This is a genomic window from Janthinobacterium sp. JC611, assembly GCF_018682595.1.
Classification (GTDB): domain Bacteria; phylum Pseudomonadota; class Gammaproteobacteria; order Burkholderiales; family Burkholderiaceae_D; genus Janthinobacterium.
In genome coordinates this window covers 454,707-480,306 of sequence record NZ_JAFLJN010000003.1, presented here as the reverse complement: position 1 = coordinate 480,306, position 25,600 = coordinate 454,707, and the positions used below count along the sequence as shown (strand labels likewise).

Genomic DNA, 25,600 nt, shown 5'->3' with positions numbered 1-25,600 from the left:
ATAGCCGATGGGAATGCTGTGATATTAACTCCGAAGCCTAATTTGGCTGACCCCGCGTTTGACTCCCTTTCTGACCATGCTGCCGAAGAGGCGTTTGACGGCGATTTTGCCGCCGACGACGTCTTCGAGGAAATGGCCCCGATTACATTGGAACTGACGCCGGACGCCTGCGGCCACCGCCTCGATAAAGTCATCGCCCAGCTGGTGCCGCAATATTCGCGCAGCCGCCTGCAATTGTGGCTGGAAGCCGGTTTCGTGACCGTCGATGGAAAAGTTGCCAAACGCAACATGACCGCCTATGGCGACGAGAAGATCGTCATTCTGCCGCAAAGCGCGCCGGAAGACGAGGCTTTTAAGCCGGAAGCGATGGAATTGAACATCGTGCACGAAGATGAGCATATCATCGTCATCAACAAACCGGCCGGACTGGTCGTGCATCCGGGCCCCGGCAACTGGTCGGGCACCCTGCTCAACGGCCTGCTGCACCACTGCCCGCAACTGGCCGGCGTGCCGCGCGCCGGCATCGTGCACCGCCTGGACAAGGATACCAGCGGCCTGATGGTCGTCGGCAAGACCCTGGCCTCGCAAACGGACCTGGTGCGCCAGTTGCAGGCGCGCACCGTCAAGCGCGAGTATTTCGCCCTCGTGTGGGGCACGCCGAAACAGGCGGGCACCATCGATGCGTCGATCGCGCGCCACCCGCGCGACCGGGTCAAGATGGCCGTGTCGGAAAATTTCACGGCCAAGCCCGCCATCACGCACTATGAATTGATCGGCAGCGGCGAACTCGACCGCCGTCCCGTGAGCCTGATGCAATGCCGTCTGGAAACAGGCCGCACGCACCAGATCCGCGTGCACATGCAGCACCTGGGCTTCGCGCTGGTCGGTGACTACGTGTACGGCAAGCAGCACCTGGTGTCCGTCTTTTCGCGTCAGGCGCTGCAGGCGCGCCGCCTGGGTCTCGTGCATCCGGGCACCCTGGAAGCGTGCGAGTGGATCGTGCCGCTGGCCGATGATTTCGCCCAACTGATCGCCACGGCCGGCATTCCCGAGCCGGAACAGGTCTGATGACGGCTGCCTTGCCTTATATCACTCCCCATTGGCCCGGCCTGCCCGCCAACGTGGGCGCGCTGGCGACCGTGCGCGCGGGCGGCGTCAGCCAGGGACCGTATGGTGACGGGCAGGGCGGCGGTGGCTTGAACCTGGGTACGCACGTGGGTGACGCGGCCGCGCATGTGGCTGCCAACCGCGCGCGGCTGGCGGGCGCCTTGCCATCCCAGCCTGCCTGGCTGTCGCAGGTGCATGGCGTGGCCGTGGCCGACGCCGCCAGCCTGGGCGGCTGCGTGCCGGACGCCGACGCCAGCGTGGCAACGCAGCCGGGCGCCGTGTGCGTGGTGATGACGGCCGATTGCCTGCCGGTGCTGTTCTGTTCGACGGACGGCCTGGTCGTCGGTGCGGCCCATGCGGGCTGGCGCGGCCTGGCCAACGGCGTCTTGCAGCGCACGGTGCAAGCCATGCGGGCGCAGGGCGCGACGGATATCCTCGCCTGGCTGGGGCCGGCCATCGGTCCGCAGCAATTCGAAGTGGGGCAGGACGTGCTGCAAGCGTTCCAGGATGGCGCGCGCGACGCTGCCGAGCGGCAAGTGCTGAGCGCTTCCTTCGTCGCCATCGCTGGCAAGCCTGGCAAGTATCTGGCCGACATTTATGCCTTGGCGCGTACCATGCTGCTGCGCGACGGCGTGGCGCAAGTGGCGGGCGGCGAGTATTGCACCGTCAGCGATGCGGCGCAGTTTTACTCGTACCGGCGCGATGGCGTCACGGGAAGACAGGCCAGCTTGATCTGGCGCAAATAATCTGCACGGCAGACACTTATGTGTCTGCCGTTTTTGTTTTATCGTCTGCTGAGGCAAGCGCGCGCGCTTTTAGCTCAGCCTTGCGTTTGCGTCGCCGCGAGCCCGTCAGATAGAATAGGATGGACAGGGGGATGACGCAGTACAGCACGAAGGTCATCACCCCGGCGACGATGGACGGTTCCGTCAGCGCCATGAGGCCGACGACATAGATCCAGGCAACAGCGGTCATGAGCATCATGAGTAGTGGCAGTCAGTAAGAGTTTGCATGCAGGTGGCCCGGAAGTAGTTATTTATTAATTCTTGAATGGACTTACATACATCTATGAATATGCCCGATCCTCAAATGATGACCAAGGAATGGATGGCGCAGATCAGCAATCCTGAGCAGTGGAAGACGTGGTTCAACATGGTACCGCAGCCCCAGGGCAATCCGATTGCCGGCATTTTGCAGGATGCGGGCGCCAGCATCAAGCCGGAAGCGATCGAGCAACTGAAAAATGCCTACGTGGCCAAGCTGACGGGCTTGTGGGCCGACTTTATGGCCGGCAAGACGCCGGAGCTGAAGGACCGCCGCTTCGCCGCGCCCGCCTGGCACGCCAGCCCCCTGTCGGCCTTCAATGCGGCCGCCTATTTGCTGAACGCGGAGTTCCTCAGCGCCATGGCCGACGCCGTGGAAGCGACGCCGCACCAGAAGCAAAAGATTGCGTTTGCCGTGCAGCAAATCGTTGACGCCATGTCGCCCGCCAATTTTCTTGCCACCAACCCCGACGCCCAGCAAACCCTGATCGAGACCAAGGGCGAAAGCCTGGCCAAGGGCTTGAGCAACATGCTGGCCGACATGCAGAAAGGCCGCATCTCGCAATCGGACGAATCGGCCTTCGAAGTGGGCCGCAACGTGGCCACGACGCCGGGCACGGTGGTGTTTGAAAACGCCTTGTTCCAGCTGATCCAGTACACGCCAAGCACCCCCACGGTACACCAGCGGCCGCTGCTGATGGTGCCGCCGTGCATCAATAAATTCTATATCCTTGACTTGCAGCCGGAAAACTCGCTCGTGCGCTATGCGGTGGAGCAGGGCAATACCGTGTTCCTGATGTCCTGGCGCAATCCTGACCTGAGCATGCAGCACCTGACGTGGGACGATTACGTCGAGCAAGGCGTGATCGAAGCCATCCGTGTCACGCAGGACATTTCCGGCCAGGACAAGCTCAATCTGTTCGGCTTTTGCGTGGGCGGCACCATCGTCTCGACGGCCTTGGCCGTACTCAAGGCGCGCGGCGAGAATCCGGCCGCCAGCCTGACCCTGTTGACCACCTTCCTCGACTTCTGCGACACGGGCGCGCTCGACGTATTCATCGACGAACCGCAAGTGGCGCTGCGCGAGCAAACCCTGGCCAAGGGTGGCCTGATGACGGGACGCGACCTGGGCAGCACGTTCTCGAGCCTGCGGCCGAACGACCTCGTGTGGAACTACGTGCAGTCGAATTACCTGAAGGGCAAGGAGCCGCCCGCGTTCGACTTGCTGTACTGGAATGGCGATGGCACGGGCTTGCCGGGTCCCATGTTCTGCTGGTATCTGCGCAACACTTACCTGGAAAACAGCCTGAAAGTGCCGGGCAAGCTGATGGTGGCCGGCGAAAAGGTCGACCTGAGCAGCATCGACGCGCCCGCCTTCATCTACGGTTCGCGCGAAGACCATATCGTGCCCTGGGGCGCGGCCTATGCCAGCACGGCCTTGCTGAACCCGAAAAAACCGAAAGCCAACCGGTTTATCCTCGGTGCCTCGGGCCACATCGCCGGCGTGATCAATCCTGCCTCGAAGAAAAAGCGCAGTTACTGGAGCAACGACGCAGCCAAGGGCGCGCGCACGGCGAAAGCCAAGCCCTTGACGGCCGAGCAGTGGATGGAAGGCGCGACCGAGCACGTGGGCAGTTGGTGGCCCGAATGGGCGGCTTTCCTGGCCGAGCACGGCGGCGCGCAGGTGAAGGCGCCAGGCAAGCCGGGCAATAAACGCCATGCGGCAATCGAGCCGGCGCCGGGGCGGTATGTTAAAGTCAGGGCGGACTAGTTTGCAAAACTTCTGGCCTGACAAGACTGGCGTAATCACCGGTCTTGTCAGGAATCTACTTTTAGTTGCGTTGCAATAAATGCGGGAATCTACTACCCTGATGTGCAATGGAGCCGTTTTCCACTCTATAATGGAAAACGTAGGCAGGTGCGAAAGCGGACCCACGTTCGCTTTTTTTTCGGATTAACTCAGTATGCGCTGCGGCGCAATAAGTGGAACTTGTGATGAGTAGTGCAAAAAAAAGTATAGACCGCCTGATTAAAAAATATCCCAACCGCCGTCTGTATGACACGCAAACCAGTTCCTACATCACCTTGACGGACGTCAAGCAGCTGGTGTTGGACAATGAAGTGTTTACCGTCGTCGATGCCAAATCCAATGAAGATCTGACGCGCAGCATCTTGCTGCAAATCATTTTGGAAGAGGAGGCGAACGGCGCGCCCATGTTCTCGAGCAGCGTGTTGTCGCAGATCATCCGCTACTATGGCCACGCCATGCAGGGCATGATGGGATCCTACCTGGAAAAGAACGTGCAAGCGTTCACCGATATCCAGCACAAGTTCACGGGCACGTCGGCCGGCAGTTTCGAAGGCAAGCCTTTCAGCCCGGAAATGTGGACCCAGTTCATGAATGTCCAGGGCCCGATGATGCAAGGCATGATGAACAACTACATCGACCAGAGCAAGAGCCTGTTCGTGCAGATGCAGGAGCAGATGCAGAGCCAGAGCAAGAATCTGTTCGGCACCTTCCCGTTCGTTCCGCCGGTGCCGCCGACGGACAAAAAATAAGCTGATCCGGTTTTTACGTCGCACAACGGCACAGGAGTTCCTGTGCCGTTGTGCATTCAGGCGCCATATCGCCTCGGTGTGCCGGGTTTTTATCGGAGCATGGTGCAACCATTTTTCCTTGATGGGCAGACGCTGTCCGGCAAGGATGACATCTCAGCGTTCGTTTGATATGCAACTGCAGGTCCACGAGGAGTATATATATGGCGCTGCTTGAGCAATTGCAGGCAATGATTGCAGCCGATAATGAGCGTATGCATGTCCTTCGTCTTGTCAGGGAACTTGATCTGCCCGATTGCTGGGTTGCTGCGGGATTTGTGCGATGCTGTGTCTGGGATCATTTGCACCAACGTTCGCCTTCGCCACTGCCTCACGATATCGACGTCATCTGGTACGACCCAAGCAAGGCGACACAGGCGCATGACGCCATGCTTGAGTCGAGTTTAAGAGCGCGGGACGGCACGCTGGGCTGGTCGGTAAAGAATCAGGCGCGTATGCATGAACGCAATGCGGACCTGCCTTACCTGACCGCTTCCGATGCCATGAGATACTGGCCGGAAACCGCCACTGCCGTGGGTGTGGGACTCAATGACCTTGCAGGCATCGATATAGCGGCTCCTTTCGGCCTGCATGATCTTTTCGATCTGGTGGTCCGGCCGACAGAGCGATTTCTGACAGCGAAGCAATCGGTCTACGCAGGCCGCGTGCGTGGCAAGAATTGGCAAGGTACCTGGCCCAAGCTACGTATTGAATTCCCAGGTGCTGCTTCCTGCCGTGCTTTGGAACCGGACTGAGCAAGCTCATAGCCTGCATTTGATGATAAGCGATGCAGGAGCCTGAGAATCGCACATGCAATCCATTGCTACCTATGCCCGGTCCACCCGGACAGCGTAGCAACCGCGCCTGGCGTTGTGGAGGTGGATATAGCTGACTTCCTGATTGCCAAAGATCTGCTCAATCAGGGTTTACCACATATTCAGGCGCGTCCGCCATCCGGCTCTTGCTCTGCAAGTCGATCCAGGCAGACGGCACGGATGCCGCCTGGTAGTCATCGTTCACATCGGGTGGGCATGGCATTGTCGACTGACGGTCAGAACTTTCACTTCATGCTTTCGGCAGTCCAGCTTTTACCGCCGTCGTTCGATATTTCAAATTGCGCCGGCACGCTCCAGCGCATTATTTTTCCCAGAATCGCACCCGATTTAAGCGGGGTCAACTCGCGTGATTTCGGTTTGGCGTCCACCAGTGTCCACGTTTTGCCCATGTCGCTACTGGCATGTAAGGTCGTATCGCTCATCAGACTGCTTTCAAAACGCAGCAGGGTGCCATCGGTACGCTGAACCAGCGGAATGTGGCTAGCGGTGACCTCTTGCCAGGTTTGACCTTGATTCACTGAAACGAAAGCATCTCTGGAGGTAATCGCAAATGGCCCGTAACCTTGTGTTATGAGGCTCCACATGCCGCTGCCGCTGATGCGCATCGCATCCACACGGCGATCGGGCATTGCCCGCTCCGACCACTGGCCACTGGCGTAGTCGTAGAGGTGCAGCGTTCCTTTCGTCGACGTGTAGGCAAAGCCTGTGCCGATATCGCGCAGCCAGAACCAGGTGTCCTGGTTCAGGAGCCATTTCCCCAGCTTCTCACTGCGTACCTGATTCCACTCGCCGCGCTCGAGACGGGCGGAATGATAAATCGTGACTTCATTGTTACGCTGGACGGCGACATACCAGCCAGCGTCCATATTGCCAGCCAGTCCGACCAGATTGCCATAGGGAAGGTTGCCAGTGTCAATCGGTTCAAGCTTGTTCTGTCCCGGCGCATGGCGCAGCAGGGTGCCGAACTCGCCGAAGGCCAGCAAGTCTGCATCCGGCATTTGCACCGGCTGCACGCAGTTCAGCGTCTCTATTTTGTCGCTGGCCAGTTGTTTCCATGTTCCCTCAGGGCTGCGCCACAGCACTGTGCCCATGCGGGTTGCGGCCGCCACGCTGCCGTCTGGTAGCTCCGTCACGCATTCGGCGCCGGTGGGGCGGGCCATGGCGACTTCCTCAGCGCGATCCGTATCACTGCGCGATCCGGACCAGCTGACTGTCTTTTCGGGTGCAAACAGCTTCAGGTGCTCGGGAGAATAGCGTTCGAGCAGCGTGCGGTTGTCTCGCACCCGCACGCTGCGGCCGACCAGTACACGCTCGCCATAAAGAGGCGTGACGATCAGGCGGCCCAGATCGACCGGCTTGCCTTCCTCGACAGTAAATAAGCCCAGGCCGCCGCCCATTTTGATGTAGCGGTTTGATTTGCCGGCGTCGGCCAGTTGACTGAAGTAGTATTTCCCCGGTGGCAGGGTCCCCATGAAAAGAGTCGTGTCGCGCGCCATATCCTTGGCAACCTGGTTCAGGATATATTGCTGCAGGACCAGGCTGGATACTGCGTCTCCGCTACTCAGGCGGCCCAAGGTGATCTGGCCCAATCCGTTCACCGCATCAGTGTTGGCAGTAATGCTGACAGTAACGGCTGTACCTTCGGAGGGCACGCCGACGCTGAGAGGGCGCTGCACATGCGTTGTGACACAGCCACCGAGCATCAGCGCAGAGACGGCTCCTGCAAAAACGTTGGCAACGAAATTTTTGGCGAACATTTTATTTCCACAGTGCAATAAAATCTTATTATAGCGAGACTGTGTATGAAATAACAAGTACATTAGTCAAGTATGGGCTGCAGCCAGATATGGAATGCGTGAAAGAATATGCTCAGGGCAGGTCGCCCGTGTCTCCCACCGTTGCATATCCCGCAGCAAAACCAGACCGCCACTGACAGCTAAGGGCGGCTCGGGGTACAATAGCCGATTCGCCTCACCATTTTCCAGCTGCCAACTATGTCCGAAATTCACCGTATTCCCGTTCCTTCCGCCCAGCCCGAGGCCATGCAGGCCATGCCAGGTGCGGCGCCGAAAGTGGGCTTTGTCTCGCTCGGCTGCCCGAAAGCGCTGGTCGACTCCGAACAAATCCTGACCCAACTGCGCGCCGAAGGCTACGAAACGGCGAAATCCTACGCTGGCGCCGATCTGGTGATCGTCAATACCTGCGGTTTTATCGATGCTGCCGTGCAAGAGTCGCTCGACGCCATCGGCGAAGCGCTGGCTGAAAACGGCAAAGTGATCGTGACCGGTTGCCTGGGTGCCAAGAAAGATGCTGCCGGCGACGACATCATCATGAAGGTGCACCCGAAAGTGCTGTCCGTCACGGGTCCGCACGCGCTGGCCGAAGTGATGGATTCCGTCCACTTCCACCTGCCGAAACCGCATGCGCCATTCCTCGACCTGGTGCCGCCGCAAGGCGTCAAGCTGACGCCGAAGCACTATGCCTACCTGAAAATTTCCGAAGGCTGCAACCACCGTTGCAGCTTCTGCATCATCCCGTCCATGCGCGGCGACCTCGTCTCGCGCCCGATCGGCGAATTGATGATCGAAGCGGAAAACCTGTTCAAGGCCGGCGTCAAGGAATTGCTGGTCATTTCGCAAGACACCTCGGCCTACGGCGTGGACGTGAAATTCCGTTCCGGCTTCTGGAATGGCCGTCCCGTGAAGACGCACATGACGCAGCTGACGGAAGCGCTGGGCGAGCTGGCAAAGTCCTACGGCGCCTGGGTGCGCTTGCACTATGTGTATCCCTACCCGCACGTGGACCAGATCATCCCGATGATGAGCGGCGGCCACATCCTGCCTTACCTCGACATTCCGATGCAGCATGCGCACCCTGACGTATTGAAACGCATGAAGCGCCCGGCCAGCGGCGAGAAAAACCTCGACCGCATCCAGGCCTGGCGCGCCATCAACCCGGACCTGACCATCCGCTCGACCTTTATCGCCGGTTTCCCAGGCGAAACGGAAGCGGAGTTCGAGTACCTGCTCGACTTCCTCAAGGAAGCGCAGATCGACCGCCTCGGCTGCTTCGCCTATTCGCCGGTCGAAGGCGCGACGGCCAACGCCATCGCCAACCCCGTGCCGGAAGAGCTGCGCGAAGAGCGTCGCGGCCGCGTGATGCTGCTGCAGGAAGAAATTTCGAAAAAGCGCCTGCAGGCCAAGGTCGGCAAGACCGTGCGCGTGCTGATCGATGAAGTCACCCGCTCCGGCGGCGTGGGCCGCTCGTCCGCCGACGCGCCGGAAATCGACGGCGTCGTCTACGTCAAGCCGCCGTTCGAGCCGCACCGCAAGCTGGCCGTGGGCCAGTTCGTTGATGTAAAAATTACTTCAGCGGACGCGCACGACCTGTGGGGCGCTGCGGAGTAAGCAGGTGTAACAGTCGTACGGCGTACAGGGCGTAAAGCCCTTACAATCAAGGCGGACCAGCAAAGACTGGCCCGCCTTTTTTTATTTTCCGACGACGCCATGACCACACCCAAATCCCCGCAAACCGCACTGATCCACAGCGATTACCAGGCGCCGCAAGGCTTTGCGGCGTTTCCCAACGCCATCCATCACGCCTCGACCGTGCTGTTCAAGGACGTGGCGGCCATGCGCTCGGGCGACTGGAAAGAAAAGAACGCCTACACCTACGGCTTGCACGGCACGCCCACCACCTTCACGCTGGAAGCGCGCCTGGCCGAGATCGAAGGGGGCAAGCACTGCCTGCTGGCGCCGTCGGGCCTGGCGGCCATCGCCATGGCGGATTTCGCGCTGTTGAAAACGGGCGATGACGTCTTGCTTCCTGAAAACATCTACAACCCGAACCGCGAACTGGGACGCTGGCTGGCGCAGGATTTCGGCATCACGGCCCGCTATTACGATCCGCTCGTCGGCGCCGGCATCGCCGCCCTGATCCAGGAAAATACCAAGCTGATCTGGACGGAAGCGCCCGGTTCCGTGACGATGGAGGTGCCGGATTTGCCCGCCATCTGCGCGGCCGCCCATGCGCGCGGCGTGCTGGTGGCTTTGGATAACACCTGGTCGGCGGGACTGGCCCTGCGCGGCTTTGACCTTGGCGTGGACATCATCATGCAGGCGCTGACGAAATACCAGTCGGGCGGCTCGGACGTGCTGATGGGGGCGCTGATCACGCGCGAGCGGGCGCTGCACGACCGCCTGGCGCACGCGCACATGCGTCTGGGCATGGGAGTGGGCGCGGACGATGCCTACCTGGTGCTGCGCGGCTTGCCCACCATGAAGCTGCGCTTCGACGCCCACGATGCGGGCGCGCGCACGGTGGCCGCCTGGCTCCAGGGGCGCAGCGAGATCGCCACGGTGCTGCATCCGGCTTTCGACGACTGCCCGGGTCACGCCATCTGGCAGCGCGATTTCACGGGCGCGGGCGGCCTGTTTTCCGTGCTGTTCGATGCCCGCTACACGGAGGCGCAAACGGACCGCTTCGTCGATGCCTTGCAGTTGTTCAAGATTGGATACAGCTGGGGCGGCGCGAACAGCCTGGTGATGCCGTACCGCATCGCTGCCATGCGCAAGGGCTGGCAGTTGCCGGGCCAGCTGGTGCGCCTGAACGTGGGGCTGGAAGATCCGCAGGACCTGATCGCCGATATCGAACGGGCGTTCGCGGCGATGTAGGAAGCGGCAAGTCCTTGGCTTGCCGCGTAGCACCATTTACAGGGGAACGGGCGTGTTGTTGTTCAGGTCGATGAAGCCGCGCAGCAGACGATAGGCTTTCCACAGCCAGGCCACGCCCCACACGAGGAAGGCCAGCGGAATGCCGATCAGCGTGATCCACAGGGTGGCGCCGACGACGATCCAGGCCACATACCACCAGAAGGAACGGATCATCCAGCTGTGATGGCTGTACACGAAGGTCCCGGCCGCCTCGTCCCGCTTCACATAATTGATGATGAGCGGAATGAAGGAAAACGCGCCCAGCGAAAACACGAAGCTGGCGCCATGTATCAGGTACAACCACCAGGCCAGGTTTTTGGTCTGCTGGAGTTGGGTATCCAAAATAATATCTTGTGACATGAAAGCTCCCGTCGTTGCTCAATTTTTAATTGTAACAAGCAAAGCGGCGCGGGAGCGCAGTCCATGAAAAAAGGCGAAATACATTGTTGAAACGAGATCGATATCGCGCCTTGGCCGCGCGCGCCATGTCCTGGCTGCGGCAGGCTTTGCCGGCCTTGCTGCTGTGCGTTACGGCGGCCCATGCCGCCGGCCCCACCCTGGAGGCGGAATTCGCCGCCGGCTTGAAGGACGAGGGCCTGGCAGGCGCCGTCTGGAGCGAAGTCTTGCCCGATGGCACAGTCAAAGTGGGCGCGTCCGGCCTGCGCGATGCCGCCAGGCACATGCCCATGCAGGCGGACACGCGCGTGCAGGTCGGTTCCGTGGGCAAGGTGGCGCTGGCGCTGGGCGTCTTGCGCCTGGTCAGCGAAGACCGGCTCACGCTCGACACGCCCGTGCAGCGGGTGCTGCCGGAACTGGCGCTGAACAACCCGTGGCAAGCCAGCGACCCCGTGCGCATCCGCCACCTGCTGGCGCATACGTCCGGCCTCGACAATGTGCGCTTCTGGCAGGCGTTCAGCCTGAACCCGGCGCCGGACACGCCGCTGGCCGACGCTTTTGACGGCGGGCGCAATCTGCTGCGCGTGCGCGCCCGGCCCGGCAGCCGCTATGCGTATTCCAACATGGCTTATGGCTTGCTGGGCATGGTGATCGAAAAAGTCACGGGCCAGCCGTATGAGCGTTATCTCGATGCGCAGCTGCTGCGGCCGCTGGGCATGGCGGACAGCACGTTTGCCTTCGTTACGCAAACGGGCCCGCAGCTTGACCCACGCCTGGCCATGGGCCACTTCGAGCATGGCGTGGCCCAGCCGGCCGTGCCCCAGTATTTGCGGCCGGCCGCGCAGTTCACCACCACGGCGGCCGACATGGGCAAGCTGGCGCAGTTCCTGATGGGCGATGGCAAGTTGCAGGGCGCGCAATTCATCGACCTGGCCCTGATGGGCGCCTTGTCCGAACCGGCCGGCACGGATGTGGCGCTGGCGGGCCTGGCGACGGGCCACGGCCTGGCGCTGGCCGTGCGCGACCGCCACAATGTCGTCGGCGCCTGCCACCCTGGCACGGCCGTGGGTTTCCGCGCCATGCTGTGCATCTACCCGGAGCAGGACAGCGCCTTTTTTGTTGCCTTCAACACGGATGCGGAAACAGCCGACTATGAACGCTTCAACCGCCTGCTATTGCGCGACCTGGAACTGCCGCTGCGCGCGCCGGCCCCGCGCGGCACGCCCGCGCCCACGGTGGAAAACTGGCAGGGCGTGTATGTGCCGTCGCCCAGCCCCATGGCCAGCATGGCCTGGGTCGATGCCGTGTTCGGCTTTACGCGCCTGAAATGGGATGGCGAATCGCTGTTCCTGATCCCGTTCCAGGGCGAGCCGACGGAGCTGGAACCGGTGGGCGGCCTGCTGTTCCGCGCCAGCGACCGCAGCACGCCGTCGCACGTGCTGATGCAGGAGGATGGCAAGCATATCCTCAGCGACGGCTTGCGCAGCTATGAGCGGGCGTCGATGCTGCGCATGCTGGTGTTGTGGGGCAGCCTGGCCCTGGGCATGGCGGGCTTGCTGTATGTGCTGGTGGTGGGCGTGTGGCGCGCCGCGCTGCGCAGCCTGGGGCGGGGCGACCATCTGTTCGCGCCCCTGCTGTCGCTGCTGGCGCTGGCGTTGCCCCTGCCATTCTTTTTCTTCCAGTCGTATCTGCGCCTGGGCGACGTGACCATCGCCAGCGTGCTGCTGGCGCTGGCGACGGGGGCGCTGCCGTTGGCGACGGCGTTCGGCCTGGCGCGCTGCTGGCGCAGCCGCGGTACGGCGGCCGAGGCGGGTTCTTGGGCGAAGTGGGATTGGGTGGCCTTGCTGGCGGCCCTGCAACTGCTGCTGGTGCTGGCCTGGTGGGGGCTGCTGCCGCTGCGCCTGTGGCAGCTGTAGGGAGGGGGAAAGGGGCATGGCCCGATGGCCATGCCCCTGCATGCATCAGTTCAGGACGTTCAAAATACCGTCCAGGCCCACGAAATTGAGCGCCACATCGGCTTGCGAGCGCACCACGGGCTTGGCGCGGAAGGCCACGGACAGGCCGGCGATGCCCATCATCTTCAAGTCGTTGGCGCCGTCGCCCATGACGATGGCCTGTGCGGGGGAAATGCCCAGCTCCGCGCACACGCGTTCCACGGTGCGGCGCTTTTCCTCGGCGTCGACGATGCCCCCTAACACCTTGCCCGTCAGCTTGCCGTCGACGATTTCCAGTTCGTTCGCGTGCGTGTAATCGAGACCCAGGCGTTCCTTCAGGCGCGTCGTGAAGAAGGTGAAACCGCCCGACACCAGCAGGGTTTTCAGGCCTGCCTTCTGCACGGCCGCCAGCATGGTTTCCGCGCCCGGCGACAGCTTTAATCGTTCATCGTAGACGCGCTGCAGGGCAGCCGCATCGAGGCCTTCGAGCAGTGCCACGCGCTGCTTCAGGCTGGCGGCGAAATCGAGTTCGCCGCGCATGGCCGCTTCCGTGATGGCCGCCACCTGCGGTTTCAAGCCCTGCATGTCGGCGATTTCATCGATGCACTCGATGGTGATCAGGGTCGAATCCATGTCCATCGCCACGAGCTTGAATTCGCTGAGCTCGCGCTGGCCCATCATGTAGGTGGCGTCCAGCTGCGCCGCCTGGGCCGCCACTTCGATGGTGGGGCGCAGCGCGGGCGAGTAGGCGATCTGTTCGCAGCGCACGGCGTTCGGTCCCAGGCGCGTGATGGACGTGGGCGCGGCCAGCGCGGCGATGCGCTCGAGGCGGGCGCTGTCGCCATCCAGGCCTTGCAGGATCAGATTCATGGTGATGGAAGTGGTGGTGGTCATGGGTCGGTCCTGCAAAAATGATAGGAATAGTCTACACCGTCAATTGCTTGATGGTGGTCTTGATCTGCGTCACGCGCGCGGCCAGGTCCGGCATGGCGGCCGTGATTTTCAGCTTGTCCTGGCCATGCAGCTTGATATGGCGGTTCTTCTGGATCAAGGCGATGATGCGCATCGGATCGATGGGCGGCTTGGCCATGAATTGCAGGGTGGCCGCCTCGCCATGCACGTCGATCTTGACGATGCCCACGGTTTTCGCCGCGATGCGCAGGCGGTGCGTCTCGATCAGGGCCTTGACGGCGTCGGGCAGCTTGCCGAAGCGGTCGATCAGCTCTTCCTGGATATCGTCGATCTTCTCCTGCGTGGCGCAGTTGGCCAGGCGTTTGTAGATCGACAGGCGCTCGTGCACGTCGCCGCAGAAATCGGCCGGCAGCAGGGCAGGCACGTGCAGGTTGATCTCGGTGGTCGACGCCAGCGGCGCGGCCAGGTCAGGCTCCTTGCCGGCCTTCAGCGAACGCACGGCTTCGTTGAGCATGTCCGAATACAGCTGGAAGCCGATTTCCGTCATCTCGCCCGACTGGCTCTCGCCCAGCACCTCGCCGGCGCCGCGGATTTCCAGGTCGTGCATGGCCAGGTAAAAGCCGCTGCCCAGTTCTTCCATCTGCTGGATGGCGTCCAGGCGGCGCTGCGCCAGCTTGGACAGGCCCTGCACGTCGTGCACCAGCAGGTAGGCGTAAGCCTGGTGATGCGAGCGTCCGACCCGGCCGCGCAGCTGGTGCAGCTGCGCCAGGCCGAACTTGTCGGCGCGGTGCATGATGATGGTGTTCGCCGTCGGCACGTCGATGCCCGTCTCGATGATCGTCGTGCACAGCAGGATGTTGAAGCGCTGGGCGACGAAGTCGCGCATGACCTTTTCCAGGTCGCGCTCGTGCATCTGGCCGTGCGCCACGGCGATGCGCGCCTCGGGCAGCAATGCCGTCAGCATGGCCAGGCGGTTCTGGATGGTTTCCACCTCGTTGTGCAGGAAGTAGATCTGGCCGCCCCGTTTGAGTTCGCGCAGACACGCTTCGCGGATGATGGCTTCGCCTTCGCTGCGCACGAACGTCTTGATGGCCAGGCGCTTTTGCGGCGCCGTGGCGATGATGGAAAAGTCGCGCAAGCCTTCCAGCGCCATGCCCAGGGTGCGCGGGATCGGCGTGGCCGTCAGGGTCAGCACGTCCACTTCCGCGCGCAGCGCCTTCAGCGCTTCCTTCTGGCGAACCCCAAACCGGTGTTCCTCGTCGATGATGACAAGGCCCAGGCGCGTGAATTTCACGTCGTCCGACAGCAGTTTATGCGTGCCGATGACGATGTCGATGGTGCCGTCGGCCATGCCCTTGAACGCCTGCGTGATCTCCTTGCCGCTGCGGAAGCGCGACAATTCCGCGATGCGCACGGGCCAGTCGGCGAAGCGGTCGGCGAAGGTTTGCGCGTGCTGCTCCGCCAGCAGGGTGGTGGGCGCCAGGATGGCCACCTGCTTGCCGCCCATCACGGCGATGAAGGCGGCGCGCAGCGCCACTTCCGTCTTGCCGAAGCCGACGTCGCCGCACACGAGGCGGTCCATCGGTTTGCCGGAAGTCATGTCCTTGATGACGTTGTGGATGGCCTCGGCCTGGTCCGGCGTTTCGTCGAAGCCGAAGCTGTCGGCGAAGCGCTGGTAGTCGTGCGAGGAAAATTCAAAGGAGTGGCCCTGGCGCAGCGCGCGGCGCGCGTACAGGTTGAGCAACTCGGCGGCCGTGTCGCGCACCTGTTCGGCCGCGCGTTTCTTCGCCTTTTCCCACTGGCCCGAGCCGAGCGAGTGCAGCGGCGCGTCTTCCGGCGAGGCGCCCGAATAGCGGGAAATGACGTGCAGCTGCGACACGGGCACGTACAGTTTCGTGTCCTTCGCGTATTCGAGGTGCAGGAATTCCGTCTCGCCTTCGCCCAGGTCCATGCTGGTCAGGCCCATGTAGCGCCCGATGCCGTGGTTGATGTGCACCACGGGGTCGCCGATCTTCAGCTCCGACAGGTCGCGCACCATCGACTCGACCTGCGTCACGCCTTCCTGTTTCCTGGTGCCGACCCTGCGGCCGGAACCGGCATACAGTTCCGTCTCGGTGATGAAGGCCAGGTTGCCTTCCGGCGTGAACAATTCAAAACCCGCGTGCAGCGGCGCCACGCCCAGCATCAGCTTGGCGTCGGACTGCAGGAAGCCGTCGCAGCCTTCCACCGGCGTCAGGTGCAGATCGTATTCGCTGAAATACTGCTGCAGGGTTTCGCGGCGGCCGTTCGATTCGGCGCAGATCATCACGCGGCGGCCCGATTGCAGCAGATAGCTGCGCAGGTTGGCCAGCGGGTCGTCGGCGCGGCGGTTGACGGCGATGTTCGGCACGGGCGCCGACAGTTCGGACGCCAGCGCATCGTTCGATTTCGTGATCGCCAGGCGCGGATACGGCTTGGCCAGGCCAAAGAACTGCTCGTCGGACAGGAACAGCGCTTCGGGCGGCAAAATCGGCCGCTCGCGGTCGGCCTTCAGGAAGCGGTAGCGCGACTGGGTATCGGTCCAGAAGCGTCCGATGGCCGCGTCGATCTCGCCCACCAGAGCCAGCGAGGCGTCGGGCGGCAGGTAGTCGAACAGGGTGGCCGTCTGCTCGAAGAACAGGGGCAGATAGTATTCGATGCCGGCCGAGGCGATGCCGCTGCTGATGTCCTTGTAGACCACCGAGCGCGAAGGGTCGCCTTCGAACTGTTCGCGCCAGCGGTTGCGGAAGGTGGTGCGCGCCGCTTCGTCCATGGGAAATTCGCGGCCTGGCAGCAGCCGCACTTCGTGCACGGGATACAGCGAGCGCTGGGTGTCGGCATCAAACGTGCGGATGGTCTCGATGGTGTCGCCGAACAGGTCGAGCCGGTAGGGCAGGGCGGAACCCATGGGGAACAGGTCGAGCAGGCCGCCGCGCACCGAGTATTCGCCGGGCGACATCACTTGCGACACATGGCTGTAGCCGGCCAGGGTCAGCTGCGACTTCAGTCGCGCTTCGTCGAGCTTTTCGCCCTTCTTGAAGAAGAAGGTATAGGCGGCCAGGAACGACGGCGGGGCCAGGCGCACCAGCGCCGTGGTGGCCGGCACGATCAGCACGTCGCACTGGCGCGTCTGGATTTCGTGCAGGGTGGCCAGGCGCTCGGAGACCAGATCCTGGTGCGGCGAAAAGGCGTCGTAGGGCAGGGTTTCCCAGTCCGGCAGCAGGTGGCAGCGCAGCTCTTTCCCGCCAAACCAGGGGATTTCATCGAGCAGGCGCTGGCCGTCGCTGGCCTGCGCCACCACCACGGCCAGCATCTGGCCCCGCGCTTTCAAGGCCAAGGCGGCCAGCGCCAGGGCATAGGCGTCGGATGAACCATACAGGGCGGGCAGCGCGTAGCGGTTGCCGGGCTTGGGGAGGGCTTTTGTTAAGTCTAAGGACATGCAGGCGATGACACTAGTGGCAGAGGCAGTTGAGTGGGACGGCTGTGGTGCGCGCAGCGCCGCCAGTGACGGCGCCGACAGGCGAGATTATAGACCATCGCCCTTATCTCCGCGCTTGAGAAAACCGTCGTGAGCGGCAGTGATTTGTGGCTAAGAAGCGCAACCGTACTTTAGTACGGTGAGCATCGCAGGCCGCAAAGCGCGACGCGCAGCAGGTTTTATCCTGCGCGGACATTGGCGATGCCGAAGGGCACGTGCACCATGGGGATGGTGCCGCCCGCCGATTTCAGGTGGCTCAGCTGGTCGTCGAAGAAGATATGCGGCTTGAACACGGCCAGCACGCGGGACTTGTCCATGCCGCCGAGGAAAAACGTCTCGTCGGCCGCCACGCCCCAGCTTTTCAGGGTCGTCACGACTCTTTCGTGCGAAGGCGCGTTGCGCGCCGTGATGATGGCGATGCGCAGGATCTTCCTGTAGCCGGGATCGCGACGCTGGGCCCTTTCTTCCAGGCGTTGCATGGTGGCCAGCTTCTGGAACAGGCCGGCCAGCGGGCCGGGGCGGTGCGGCGTGCCCACGTTCAGGGTTTCATGGGCGTGGAATTCGTCGACGTCATTGTTGCGCTTGAAGACGGTTTCCGCTTCGTCGTCGGCGATCACGCCATCGAAATCGAAGGCCACGCGCAGTTCCTCGTCGTTTTCGTCGTCTTCCGTGCGCGACGGCAGCACCAGGCCGGCCGGATAGTCGCAGGCCAGCGCGCTGCGCACGTCGTCCTCATTCGCGCTGAGGAAGAGCGAGGCGTTGAAGGCGGGCAGGTAGGGGTAGGGCGACTTGCCCGTCATGAAGGCGGCGCGCGAGATATCGAGGCCGTAGTGGGCGATGCTGTGCATGACGCGCAAGCCCGTTTCCGGCGAATTGCGCGAAAACAGCACCACTTCCACGGGCGACTGGCGCGGATAGTGCTTGTTGATGTTCAGGAAGCGGCGGATGAAGGGGAAGGCCACGCCGCGCGGCAGGACCGTGTCGATATGCGTTTCCTGGTACTTGCGGTATTCCTCGGGGCCGTTGTCGAGGTAGACCTGGTGCGATTCGGCCAGGTCGAACAGGGCGCTGGAAGCGACCCCGATCACCAGTTTGTGTTCGATAGGATAAGCCATGCTGTACCTGTGGTGTGGGTGTTTCCCATCTTATACGACTATTAACTGCGTAGGCTATAGGCGCGCGCGGGGATTTTTTTGCACCAAAGCAGGGCATCGGACGGTTTTTCGATGCCACTGTGCAAGGCGCGCCACAGTCCGGAAAGAAATATTGATTTGTATCAAGTATGTAGCAGTCAGCGCACCCGTTTTCCACTATGCTTCCTATTATCAAATCTCGCCAATTGTAACGAAGCGTACGCCCCACCCCCGCCACCTTTATACAAGTGTCAGCTGTTTTACTCGAACATGCCAGCCCCAACCTCGCCAGCAGCCGTCGTGACTATATAAAGGACCTAGCCATGTTTAAGAATTTACTGATCAAATGGAAGCTGGCGACGCTCGTCGCCGTGATGATGGCGGCCTTGCTGGTGGTGGGCATCTGCGGCTATACGGGCATCGCCACCGTGGGCCGCGCCGTCAATGAAATCGGCGTGGTGCGCCTGCCGTCGATCCAGGGCTTGATGATGATCAGCGAAGGCCAGACGGCCGTCGCCGCCGCCACCCTGACGGCCGCCATCTATGAAAACAATTACCAGGCGCAGGACAAGTTCGCGGAAGCGCTGCAGCTGCGCACGCGCGCCTGGAACAATATCGAGGCGGGCCGCAAGCTGTACGAGCCGCTGCCGCAAACGCCCGAGGAAGCCGTGCTGTGGCAGCGCTTCCAGGGCGAGTGGACGGCCTGGAAGGCGGACGACGACAAGGTACGCGCCGTCTTGCGCCAGCTGGCCGACAACCGCGACGAAGCGCGGCAGAAAGAGCTGTTCGTGGGCTTTTACAAGCAGTACCAGGATTCGCGTGCGCTGTTCGGCAAGGCCGAAGGCACGCTCAACGAGATCATCAAGCTCAATAACGGCGTGGCCGACGCCAGCGTCAAGGACGGCGGCGCGGCCGTGATCCGCTCGGAAAGCCTGATGGTCATCCTCGGCTTGCTGGCCTCCGCGCTGGGCATCGGCTGCGCCGCCTACATCACGCGCGCCATCACGCAGCCGATCAATTCGGCCGTCAAAGTGGCGCAGACGGTGGCGTCGGGCGACCTGACGAGCCACATCGAGGTGCACACGACGGAAGAGACGGGCCAGCTGCTGCAGGCGCTGAAAGACATGAATTCCAGCCTGGTCAACATCGTCGGCCAGGTGCGCAGCGGCACGGAAACCATCGCCACGGCGTCGTCGGAAATTGCCAGCGGCAACCTGGACCTGTCCTCGCGCACGGAGGAGCAAGCCAGTTCGCTGGAAGAGACGGCGTCGTCGATGGAAGAGCTGACGTCGACCGTGCGGCAGAACGCCGACAACGCCCAGCAAGCCAACCAGCTGGCGCTGAGCGCCTCGGGCGTGGCCGTGAAGGGCGGCGCCGTGGTGGGCAAGGTGGTCGAGACCATGGACGCCATCAACGATTCGTCGCGCAAGATCGTCGACATCATTTCCGTCATCGACGGCATCGCCTTCCAGACGAATATCCTGGCCCTGAATGCCGCCGTGGAAGCGGCGCGCGCGGGCGAGCAGGGGCGCGGCTTCGCCGTGGTGGCAACCGAGGTGCGCAATCTGGCGCAACGCTCGGCGGCGGCCGCGAAGGAAATCAAGACCCTGATCGGCGACTCCGTCGTGGCCGTCGACGCGGGCAGCAAGCTGGTGGCCGAGGCGGGCAGCACGATGGCCGAAATCGTCGCCAGCGTGCAGCGCGTGACGGACATCATGGCGGAAATCAGCCTGGCCACGCAGGAGCAAAGCTCGGGCATCGACCAGATCAACCAGGCCATCGGCCAGATGGACCAGGTGACGCAGCAAAACGCGGCCCTGGTGGAAGAGGCGGCCGCCGCGGCCGAATCCTTGCAGGAGCAATCGGGCCAGCTGGCCGAGGTGGTCAGCGTCTTCAAGCTCGATGGCGCCCAGGCGCCTGCCGCGCGCGCGAACGCGAACGCAAAGCCTGCCGCACCGCGCGCCGTGGCGGCCGGCGCGGCGCCGAAGCGTCCCGCATCGCGTCCGGTTTCCCGTCCTGCCGCGGGCCGCCCGGCCTTGCGCGCCGTGCCGTCCCAGCGCCAGAGCGCGCCGCGCGACGACGAGTGGGAAGTCTTCTGACGGCTTGACGGCGCCAGCATGCGTCACCGGACGGCCGCCTCGCGCGGCCGTTTTTCCGGCCGGCGCACGGACTATTCGTAGGCGCCCAGGCGGCGCTGTTCCTCCGGCGTGAAACTGGCGTCGCGCAGCTGCTGCACGGCTGCCGCATCCTGCGCGCCGCCGGACAGGCTGGCCTGCTGCGCCTTCTGTGCCTGGTACGCGATGATGCGCTGCTGCCACTGCGATTCCTCGCGGTCCAGTTCCGCCAGGCGCGCCGCCGCTGCCGGCGTGAAGGTGCTGGCGCGCAGGCGGTAGACCGCATTCTCGTCGCCGCCCTGGGCGCGCAGCGCCTTCACGGATTCATCCAGCTGCGCCACCTGCAGCGGCGCATCGCGCGCGGCGCGCTGGGCCGGCGACAGCTTCTGGTCCAGCGCGGCCAGTTGCGCCTGGCGCTGCGCTTCATCCAGCGTCGTGTCGCCGAGTATCGCCATGCGCGCCACGGCGTCATCGTCATGCGCGTCGCTGGCGCCGAACAGGCCCGCGCTTTCCTCGGGCGTAAAATAATTGCCGCGCAGGGCGCGCATCGCTTGCAGGCGCCCGCGCGCCGCCAGGGCCGCATCGGCTTGCGCCGGCAAGGCCTGTTCCGCGCCGGCCAGCGCCTGCTTGTAGGCCAGATATGCCCCCAGCAGGCGCTTCGCTTCGCGCGCTGGGACGGGCGCCAGGCGCCGGTCCAGCTCCGCCTCGATCTGGCTGCGGATGGCGGCCAGCGGTTTTTCACCGAGGCCCGCCAGGTAGTAGTCGAACAGGTGGCCCAGTTCCGCGTCGACCACCAGCTTGTCGCCGGCGGCCACCGTCACGTTGCCGTCGGGCCGCGTGCCCTGCATCGAGCGCACGAACGCGAACAGGTCCGGCTCCGCCTTTTCCGGCGGCGGCGCGGGCGGTTCGCCCGGGCGCAGCACCAGGTACACGGCCAGGGCTGACAGGCTGGCGCCGATGATCCATTTTGCGTTCGTGCGCATCGTCGCCTCCTTACAGTCCCAGGCCTTGCAGGCGGTTGGCCTGCTGGCGGAAGACGGTCACGGGGTTCGTCTCGAACAGGTTGACGATGCCGACGAACTGGTTCACTTCATCGAGGTGGTTCATGGCGTAGTCGTCGCGGATCACCTTGCCCAGGTGGCTGGAGCAGCTGCTGACCAGGCCATCGTTCTTGACGCCGCCGAAGGCCAGGCTGATGGCCGCCAGGGCAGGGTCGCCCACGTCGAGCACGTTCGTGTACGGCTGCGCGCCGCTCCACGAGAAATAATACACGCCTTGCACCTGGTAGGCGCCTTCGCCGCAGGCGCTGGTGGGAATGCCTTGCGGGTGGCGGCTGTTGAAGGCCAGCGAGCCGGCCGTGGACAGGGAAGTGAGCGAGGCGCCCGCGTTTTGCGGCAGCCCCTTGTTGCCCGACAAAATGCCGATCAGGGAGGCGAGCGCGTTGCCCAGCGCGCCGCTGGTGTTGGGAATGGCGCCGCTGAGGATATCGGCCACCTTCGAACCCTTGTTGACGCCGGCCACGCTGGTGACGGACGCCACCAGGTCGGGCCGCACGGAAGCGACATAACGGGCCGTGGGGCCGCCGTGGCTATGGCCGATCAGGTTGACCTTGGCCGCGCCCGTGGCGGCGAGGATTTGCCGCACCTGCGACAACAGCTGCTCGCCGCGCACTTCCGTGCTGTTGGCGGCCGACACGGTGGTCACATACACTTGCGCGCCGCCGCTGCGCAGGGCGTCGGGGACGCCATAAAAATATTCGACGGGGCCCAGCTTGTCGAAGCCGAACAGGCCGTGCACGAGCACGATCGGGTACTTCGTTTGCGTGTAGCCGGCGGCGCTGGCGCTGCCGGGCAGGATGGCGAGGGAAAGCAGCAGGGTCGATAGCAGTTGCCAGAAGCGTGTCTTCATTTTGTCTCCGTTATTTGAATAATATGGAAATGTCGATGCTGTAGCGATGATCCGCGCGCTCCTGCACATTCTCGATGCATTAAAAATAGCGAGCGCTCGGTTTGTTGAATGTAGCACTGCTGGATATAAATTGCTGTGAATTACATGATGCAGCGCAATAACTGTGGAAATTTGGCGGTGCTGTTGCGCTTATTGCATAGTTGCAAAGTCACAGTTGTTTTCCTGAGCTATAATCGGGCCCGCATCAGCCGTCCCGCCATCTTGCCGTGCCGTGTACCGGCATGGCATGGATATCGCTCCTACACCGTTATTTGGGAATGCACTTGTCGACCCATTTTAATTTTGAACAGTTTCAGCAGATGACGCCTTTAAATGGCGAAAACATCTGGGAATATATTCTTGACCGCCACGCGGAGCGCATCGGCGTCAAGCGCCGCAAGCCGGCGCTGGAAAATCTGGAGCGCATCTTCGTCGCCACCTTCCGCCTGGCCAATGACGTGGGCTTCCGCGCCATGAGCTTGCGCGACCTGTGCCGCGAGACGGGGCTGTCGATGGGCGGCCTGTATGGCTACATCACCAGCAAGGATCAACTGGCCGAAATGATCGAGGACGTGGTGCGCCATGCCACGCAAGCCTTGCCGCTGCTGTTTGCCGACGTGAAGTCGCCGCTGGACCGCCTGGAGGCGATGATACGCTCATCGATCTACCTGTCCGAAGTGCTGCAGCCGTGGTTTTATTTTGTCTTCATGGATTCGCGCGTGCTGCAGGTGGAGCAGCGCAGCATGGCGAAGAATTCGGAACTGTATGTGCAGACACTGATCGCATCCACCATCGGCGAAATCGAACCGAAGCCGCAGGGCGATCCCACCCTGCTGGCCGCGCACTGCCTGGCGCTGTTCCAGGACTGGTACGTGAAGCGCTGGAAGTACCGCGCGGCGAAGGTCAATGTCGACGATTTCGCCGATAGCGTCGTCGGTACGGTGCGCGGATACCTGAGCATGACCAGGGCGTTGTAAAAAAACGCCGTCGAAAAAAAGCCAGGATCGCTCCTGGCTTTTTCACTAGTTGGTTTCCACCGGCACCGTCTCCGGCAGCGCCGCCGGATCCGTCGGCGTCTCCACCTCCATATCCAGCGTTTTCACGCCATTCATGTCGATGAATTCATCGTACAGCCACTCGCCGTCTACCTGGCTCAGGCCCGCCGGCACGGCGCGCGTGACTTGCGGGCGCGTGGAGAGCGCGGTGCGCATATAGTCGATCCAGATCGGCATGGCCAGGGTCGAACCGAATTCGCGTCCGCCCAGCGATTTCGGCTCGTCATAGCCCATCCACGCCACCGCCACGATGCCGCCGCCGTAGCCGGCGAACCAACCGTCGACGGCGTCGCTGGTGGTACCCGTCTTGCCGGCGATGTCGCTGCGTCCCAGTTTTTTCGTCGCCGCCGCGCCCGTGCCCGTGCGGGTCACTTCGCGCAGCATGCTGTCCATCACGAAGGCGTTGCGCGGGTCCAGCGCCAGGGTCTTGTCGTCGTTTGGCGCGGGCGGCTTGGTCTGCATCAGCACCGTGCCCCTGGCGTCGACGATGCGGTCGATCAGGTAGGGTTCCACCTGGTGGCCGCCATTGGCGAACAGGGCGTAGGCGCCCGCCATCTGCACGGGCGTGACGGAACCCGTGCCCAGCGCCATGGTGAGATTGCCGGGCTGGCGGGCCGGGTCGAAGCCGAATTTCTCCAGGAAGTCGTGCGTGTATGACACCCCCAGCGCGCGCAGTATGCGCACCGAGGCCACGTTCTTCGACTGCGCCAGCGCGTAGCGCATGGTGATGGGACCGTCGAACTTGAAGTCGTCATTCTGCGGCGCCCACACCTTGCCGCCCGCCTGCATTTCCAGGGGCACGTCGTTGATCAGGGTGGCCGGCGAAAAGCCTTTTTCCAGCGCCGCCGAGTACACGAAGGGTTTCATGGCCGAACCGGGCTGGCGCCAGGCCTGCGTGACGTGGTTGAACTTTTGCAGGTTGTAGTCGAAGCCACCCACCATGGCGTGGTAGGCGCCCGTCTCCGCGTCCAGCGAGACGAAGGCCGCGGCCACCAGCGGCACTTGCGTGATGGCCCAGTTGCCCTTGCCATCCTGGCTGATGCGGATCACGGCGCCCGGGCGCAGCTTGATGCCGGCGCCCGCCTTGGCGGACAGGGCCGGGGCGGCAAAGCGCAAGCCGTCGCCCGTGATGGCCTTGGCGTCGCCGTCGCCGATGTCGGCCACGACCTTGCCGCTGGCCACCTCCGTGACGACGGCGGCGATCAGGCCGTCGCTGTCCGGGCGTTTTTGCAGCGCAGCATCGATGGCGTCGTCGCGCTGCTCGGGGTCGGCCGGCATGTCGATGAAGGTTTCCGGGCCGCGGTAGCCGTGGCGCTGGTCGTAGGCGATGACGTTGCGGCGCGTCGAGGCGTAGGCCGCATCCTGGTCCGTCTTCAGGATCGTCGTATAGACGCTGATGCCCTTGGTGTAGCTGTCTTCCTTGTATTGGGCATACACGGCCTGGCGCGCCAGTTCGGCCACGTATTCGGCGTGCGTGTCGAAACCCTGCTTGCCGCGGCTGTTGATATGCAGCGGCTGCGCCAGCGCCTGCCGGTACTGGCCTTCGCTGATGTAATCGAGTTCGCGCATGCGTTTCAAGACCAGCTGCTGGCGCGCGTGCGCCTTTTTGGGATTGCTGATCGGGTTGTGGCGCGAGGGGTTTTGCGGCAAACCGGCCAGCATGGCCATTTCCGCGATCGACAGCTCATGCAGCGGCTTGCCGAAATAGGTCTGCGCCGCGCTGCCGAAGCCGAACGAGCGCTGGCCCAGGTACATCTGGTTCATGTACAGCTCGAGGATCTGGTCTTTCGACAGGGCCGCTTCGATCTTCAGGGCCAGCATGATTTCATTGAGCTTGCGCGAGGCGACCTTTTCGCGCGTCAGGAAGAAATTGCGCGCCACCTGCATCGTGATGGTGGAGCCGCCGCCGTGGCCGAAGCCGTGGCGCAGGTTCGACAGCACGGCGCCGCCGGCGCGCACGAAGTCGATGCCGTGGTGTTCGTAGAAGCGGCTGTCCTCGATGGCCAGCAGGGCTTTTTTCATCATTTCCGGCACCTGCGCAATCGGCACGAAGTCGCGGTGCTCCTCGCCGAATTCGCCGATCAGCACATTGTCGGCCGTGTAGACGCGCAGCGGTATCTTCGGCTGGTAGTCGGTGATGACGTCCAGTTCGGGCAGGCGCGGGCGCACGTACAGGAACAGCCAGGCGGCCAGCAGCAGGGCGGCGGCCAGCGCGGCGCAGCCGGCGAGGATGAAGCCGCGCACGGTGGCGCGGCGGGAAGGCCAGGGGAATCCGGTTCGTTTGGCAGTCAAGGCAGTCTCACGTGAACGTGCAGGGCAC

20 protein-coding genes are annotated in these 25,600 nt (G+C 63.1%); 10 read left to right on the top strand and 10 right to left on the bottom strand.

Annotated elements, in window-relative coordinates; genetic code table 11:
• Positions 1-42 precede the first annotated feature (42 nt).
• The gene (locus J0O65_RS05065) at positions 43-1,068 is read left to right on the top strand and encodes an RluA family pseudouridine synthase (protein WP_215404688.1); all 1,026 of its coding nucleotides are present in this window, start codon (positions 43-45) and stop codon (positions 1,066-1,068) included.
• A complete protein-coding gene (gene pgeF, locus J0O65_RS05060) occupies positions 1,068-1,853 on the top strand; it encodes a peptidoglycan editing factor PgeF (protein ID WP_215404685.1) in 786 nt (261 codons plus the stop codon). Before J0O65_RS05065 ends, pgeF begins: the two co-directional genes overlap by 1 nt.
• A 16-nt stretch (positions 1,854-1,869) precedes the next feature.
• On the opposite strand, the gene J0O65_RS05055 is transcribed toward pgeF, so the two are convergent.
• Positions 1,870-2,091, bottom strand: coding sequence for a hypothetical protein (locus J0O65_RS05055; protein ID WP_307789224.1), 222 nt, complete (start codon positions 2,089-2,091; stop codon positions 1,870-1,872).
• Positions 2,092-2,196: 105 nt separating this feature from the next.
• Here J0O65_RS05055 and phaC point away from each other — a divergent pair, with 105 nt between their 5' ends.
• The 3 genes from phaC to J0O65_RS05040 all read left to right on the top strand — a co-directional run bounded on the left by phaC (position 2,197) and on the right by J0O65_RS05040 (position 5,500).
• The gene (gene phaC, locus J0O65_RS05050; RefSeq protein ID WP_251373440.1) at positions 2,197-3,921 is read left to right on the top strand and encodes a class I poly(R)-hydroxyalkanoic acid synthase; all 1,725 of its coding nucleotides are present in this window, start codon (positions 2,197-2,199) and stop codon (positions 3,919-3,921) included.
• A gap of 224 nt (positions 3,922-4,145) precedes the next feature.
• On the top strand, positions 4,146-4,709 hold the full coding sequence (phaR, locus tag J0O65_RS05045) for a polyhydroxyalkanoate synthesis repressor PhaR (protein ID WP_010399000.1): 564 nt from the start codon (positions 4,146-4,148) through the stop codon (positions 4,707-4,709).
• Positions 4,710-4,909: 200 nt separating this feature from the next.
• Positions 4,910-5,500: a nucleotidyltransferase family protein gene (locus tag J0O65_RS05040; RefSeq protein ID WP_215404681.1), complete on the top strand. Its 591-nt coding sequence runs from the start codon at positions 4,910-4,912 to the stop codon at positions 5,498-5,500.
• Positions 5,501-5,572: 72 nt separating this feature from the next.
• Here the strand turns inward: J0O65_RS05040 and J0O65_RS28230 are convergent, their stop codons facing one another.
• Both J0O65_RS28230 and J0O65_RS05030 read right to left on the bottom strand, forming a co-directional pair.
• Positions 5,573-5,656, bottom strand: coding sequence for a DUF1203 domain-containing protein (locus J0O65_RS28230; RefSeq protein WP_353056156.1), 84 nt, complete (start codon positions 5,654-5,656; stop codon positions 5,573-5,575).
• A gap of 149 nt (positions 5,657-5,805) precedes the next feature.
• A complete protein-coding gene (locus J0O65_RS05030; RefSeq protein WP_215404679.1) occupies positions 5,806-7,338 on the bottom strand; it encodes a beta propeller repeat protein in 1,533 nt (510 codons plus the stop codon).
• Positions 7,339-7,632: 294 nt separating this feature from the next.
• Here J0O65_RS05030 and rimO point away from each other — a divergent pair, with 294 nt between their 5' ends.
• Positions 7,633-8,988, top strand: coding sequence for a 30S ribosomal protein S12 methylthiotransferase RimO (gene rimO / locus J0O65_RS05025; protein ID WP_215404874.1), 1,356 nt, complete (start codon positions 7,633-7,635; stop codon positions 8,986-8,988).
• Between the two features lie 99 nt (positions 8,989-9,087).
• Positions 9,088-10,254 (top strand): cystathionine beta-lyase, encoded by a 1,167-nt coding sequence (locus J0O65_RS05020; RefSeq protein WP_215404677.1) that lies wholly within the window; start codon positions 9,088-9,090, stop codon positions 10,252-10,254.
• 36 nt (positions 10,255-10,290) lie between these two features.
• On the opposite strand, the gene J0O65_RS05015 is transcribed toward J0O65_RS05020, so the two are convergent.
• Positions 10,291-10,653 (bottom strand): DUF4870 family protein, encoded by a 363-nt coding sequence (locus J0O65_RS05015; RefSeq protein WP_215404675.1) that lies wholly within the window; start codon positions 10,651-10,653, stop codon positions 10,291-10,293.
• 86 nt (positions 10,654-10,739) lie between these two features.
• Here J0O65_RS05015 and J0O65_RS05010 point away from each other — a divergent pair, with 86 nt between their 5' ends.
• Complete coding sequence (locus J0O65_RS05010; RefSeq protein ID WP_215404673.1) at positions 10,740-12,605, top strand: serine hydrolase domain-containing protein; 1,866 nt, start codon at positions 10,740-10,742, stop codon at positions 12,603-12,605.
• Positions 12,606-12,650: 45 nt separating this feature from the next.
• Here the strand turns inward: J0O65_RS05010 and serB are convergent, their stop codons facing one another.
• The 3 genes from serB to J0O65_RS04995 all read right to left on the bottom strand — a co-directional run bounded on the left by serB (position 12,651) and on the right by J0O65_RS04995 (position 18,146).
• Positions 12,651-13,493, bottom strand: a complete 843-nt coding sequence (gene serB, locus J0O65_RS05005; RefSeq protein ID WP_215404872.1) for a phosphoserine phosphatase SerB — start codon at positions 13,491-13,493, stop codon at positions 12,651-12,653.
• A 55-nt stretch (positions 13,494-13,548) separates the two neighbouring features.
• The gene (mfd, locus tag J0O65_RS05000; protein ID WP_215404670.1) at positions 13,549-16,992 is read right to left on the bottom strand and encodes a transcription-repair coupling factor; all 3,444 of its coding nucleotides are present in this window, start codon (positions 16,990-16,992) and stop codon (positions 13,549-13,551) included.
• Positions 16,993-17,210: 218 nt separating this feature from the next.
• The gene (locus J0O65_RS04995; protein ID WP_215404669.1) at positions 17,211-18,146 is read right to left on the bottom strand and encodes a 5'-nucleotidase; all 936 of its coding nucleotides are present in this window, start codon (positions 18,144-18,146) and stop codon (positions 17,211-17,213) included.
• A gap of 341 nt (positions 18,147-18,487) precedes the next feature.
• Here J0O65_RS04995 and J0O65_RS04990 point away from each other — a divergent pair, with 341 nt between their 5' ends.
• The gene (locus J0O65_RS04990; protein ID WP_215404667.1) at positions 18,488-20,263 is read left to right on the top strand and encodes a methyl-accepting chemotaxis protein; all 1,776 of its coding nucleotides are present in this window, start codon (positions 18,488-18,490) and stop codon (positions 20,261-20,263) included.
• A gap of 71 nt (positions 20,264-20,334) precedes the next feature.
• Here J0O65_RS04990 and J0O65_RS04985 read toward each other — a convergent pair whose 3' ends face one another.
• Positions 20,335-21,261, bottom strand: coding sequence for a lipase secretion chaperone (locus J0O65_RS04985; protein ID WP_215404665.1), 927 nt, complete (start codon positions 21,259-21,261; stop codon positions 20,335-20,337).
• A gap of 10 nt (positions 21,262-21,271) precedes the next feature.
• Complete coding sequence (locus J0O65_RS04980) at positions 21,272-22,186, bottom strand: lipase family alpha/beta hydrolase (RefSeq protein WP_215404663.1); 915 nt, start codon at positions 22,184-22,186, stop codon at positions 21,272-21,274.
• Between the two features lie 359 nt (positions 22,187-22,545).
• Between J0O65_RS04980 and J0O65_RS04975 the strand changes: the two genes are divergently transcribed.
• Positions 22,546-23,202, top strand: a complete 657-nt coding sequence (locus J0O65_RS04975) for a TetR/AcrR family transcriptional regulator (protein WP_251373438.1) — start codon at positions 22,546-22,548, stop codon at positions 23,200-23,202.
• Between the two features lie 45 nt (positions 23,203-23,247).
• Here J0O65_RS04975 and J0O65_RS04970 read toward each other — a convergent pair whose 3' ends face one another.
• On the bottom strand, positions 23,248-25,572 hold the full coding sequence (locus tag J0O65_RS04970) for a penicillin-binding protein 1A (RefSeq protein WP_251373436.1): 2,325 nt from the start codon (positions 25,570-25,572) through the stop codon (positions 23,248-23,250).
• Positions 25,573-25,600: the final 28 nt, after the last annotated feature.

Coding starts and splice junctions, on each gene's coding strand:
- J0O65_RS05040 (WP_215404681.1), top strand. CDS start 4,910: ATGGCGCTGCTTGAGCAATTGCAGGCAATGATTGCAGCCGATAATGAG.
- phaC (WP_251373440.1), top strand. CDS start 2,197: ATGATGACCAAGGAATGGATGGCGCAGATCAGCAATCCTGAGCAGTGG.
- J0O65_RS05015 (WP_215404675.1), bottom strand. CDS start 10,653: ATGTCACAAGATATTATTTTGGATACCCAACTCCAGCAGACCAAAAAC.
- serB (WP_215404872.1), bottom strand. CDS start 13,493: ATGAATCTGATCCTGCAAGGCCTGGATGGCGACAGCGCCCGCCTCGAG.
- J0O65_RS05030 (WP_215404679.1), bottom strand. CDS start 7,338: ATGTTCGCCAAAAATTTCGTTGCCAACGTTTTTGCAGGAGCCGTCTCT.
- mfd (WP_215404670.1), bottom strand. CDS start 16,992: ATGTCCTTAGACTTAACAAAAGCCCTCCCCAAGCCCGGCAACCGCTAC.
- J0O65_RS04975 (WP_251373438.1), top strand. CDS start 22,546: ATGACGCCTTTAAATGGCGAAAACATCTGGGAATATATTCTTGACCGC.
- rimO (WP_215404874.1), top strand. CDS start 7,633: ATGCCAGGTGCGGCGCCGAAAGTGGGCTTTGTCTCGCTCGGCTGCCCG.
- J0O65_RS04985 (WP_215404665.1), bottom strand. CDS start 21,261: ATGCGCACGAACGCAAAATGGATCATCGGCGCCAGCCTGTCAGCCCTG.
- J0O65_RS05020 (WP_215404677.1), top strand. CDS start 9,088: ATGACCACACCCAAATCCCCGCAAACCGCACTGATCCACAGCGATTAC.
- J0O65_RS05055 (WP_307789224.1), bottom strand. CDS start 2,091: ATGATGCTCATGACCGCTGTTGCCTGGATCTATGTCGTCGGCCTCATG.
- J0O65_RS04980 (WP_215404663.1), bottom strand. CDS start 22,186: ATGAAGACACGCTTCTGGCAACTGCTATCGACCCTGCTGCTTTCCCTC.
- pgeF (WP_215404685.1), top strand. CDS start 1,068: ATGACGGCTGCCTTGCCTTATATCACTCCCCATTGGCCCGGCCTGCCC.
- J0O65_RS04995 (WP_215404669.1), bottom strand. CDS start 18,146: ATGGCTTATCCTATCGAACACAAACTGGTGATCGGGGTCGCTTCCAGC.
- phaR (WP_010399000.1), top strand. CDS start 4,146: ATGAGTAGTGCAAAAAAAAGTATAGACCGCCTGATTAAAAAATATCCC.
- J0O65_RS04990 (WP_215404667.1), top strand. CDS start 18,488: ATGTTTAAGAATTTACTGATCAAATGGAAGCTGGCGACGCTCGTCGCC.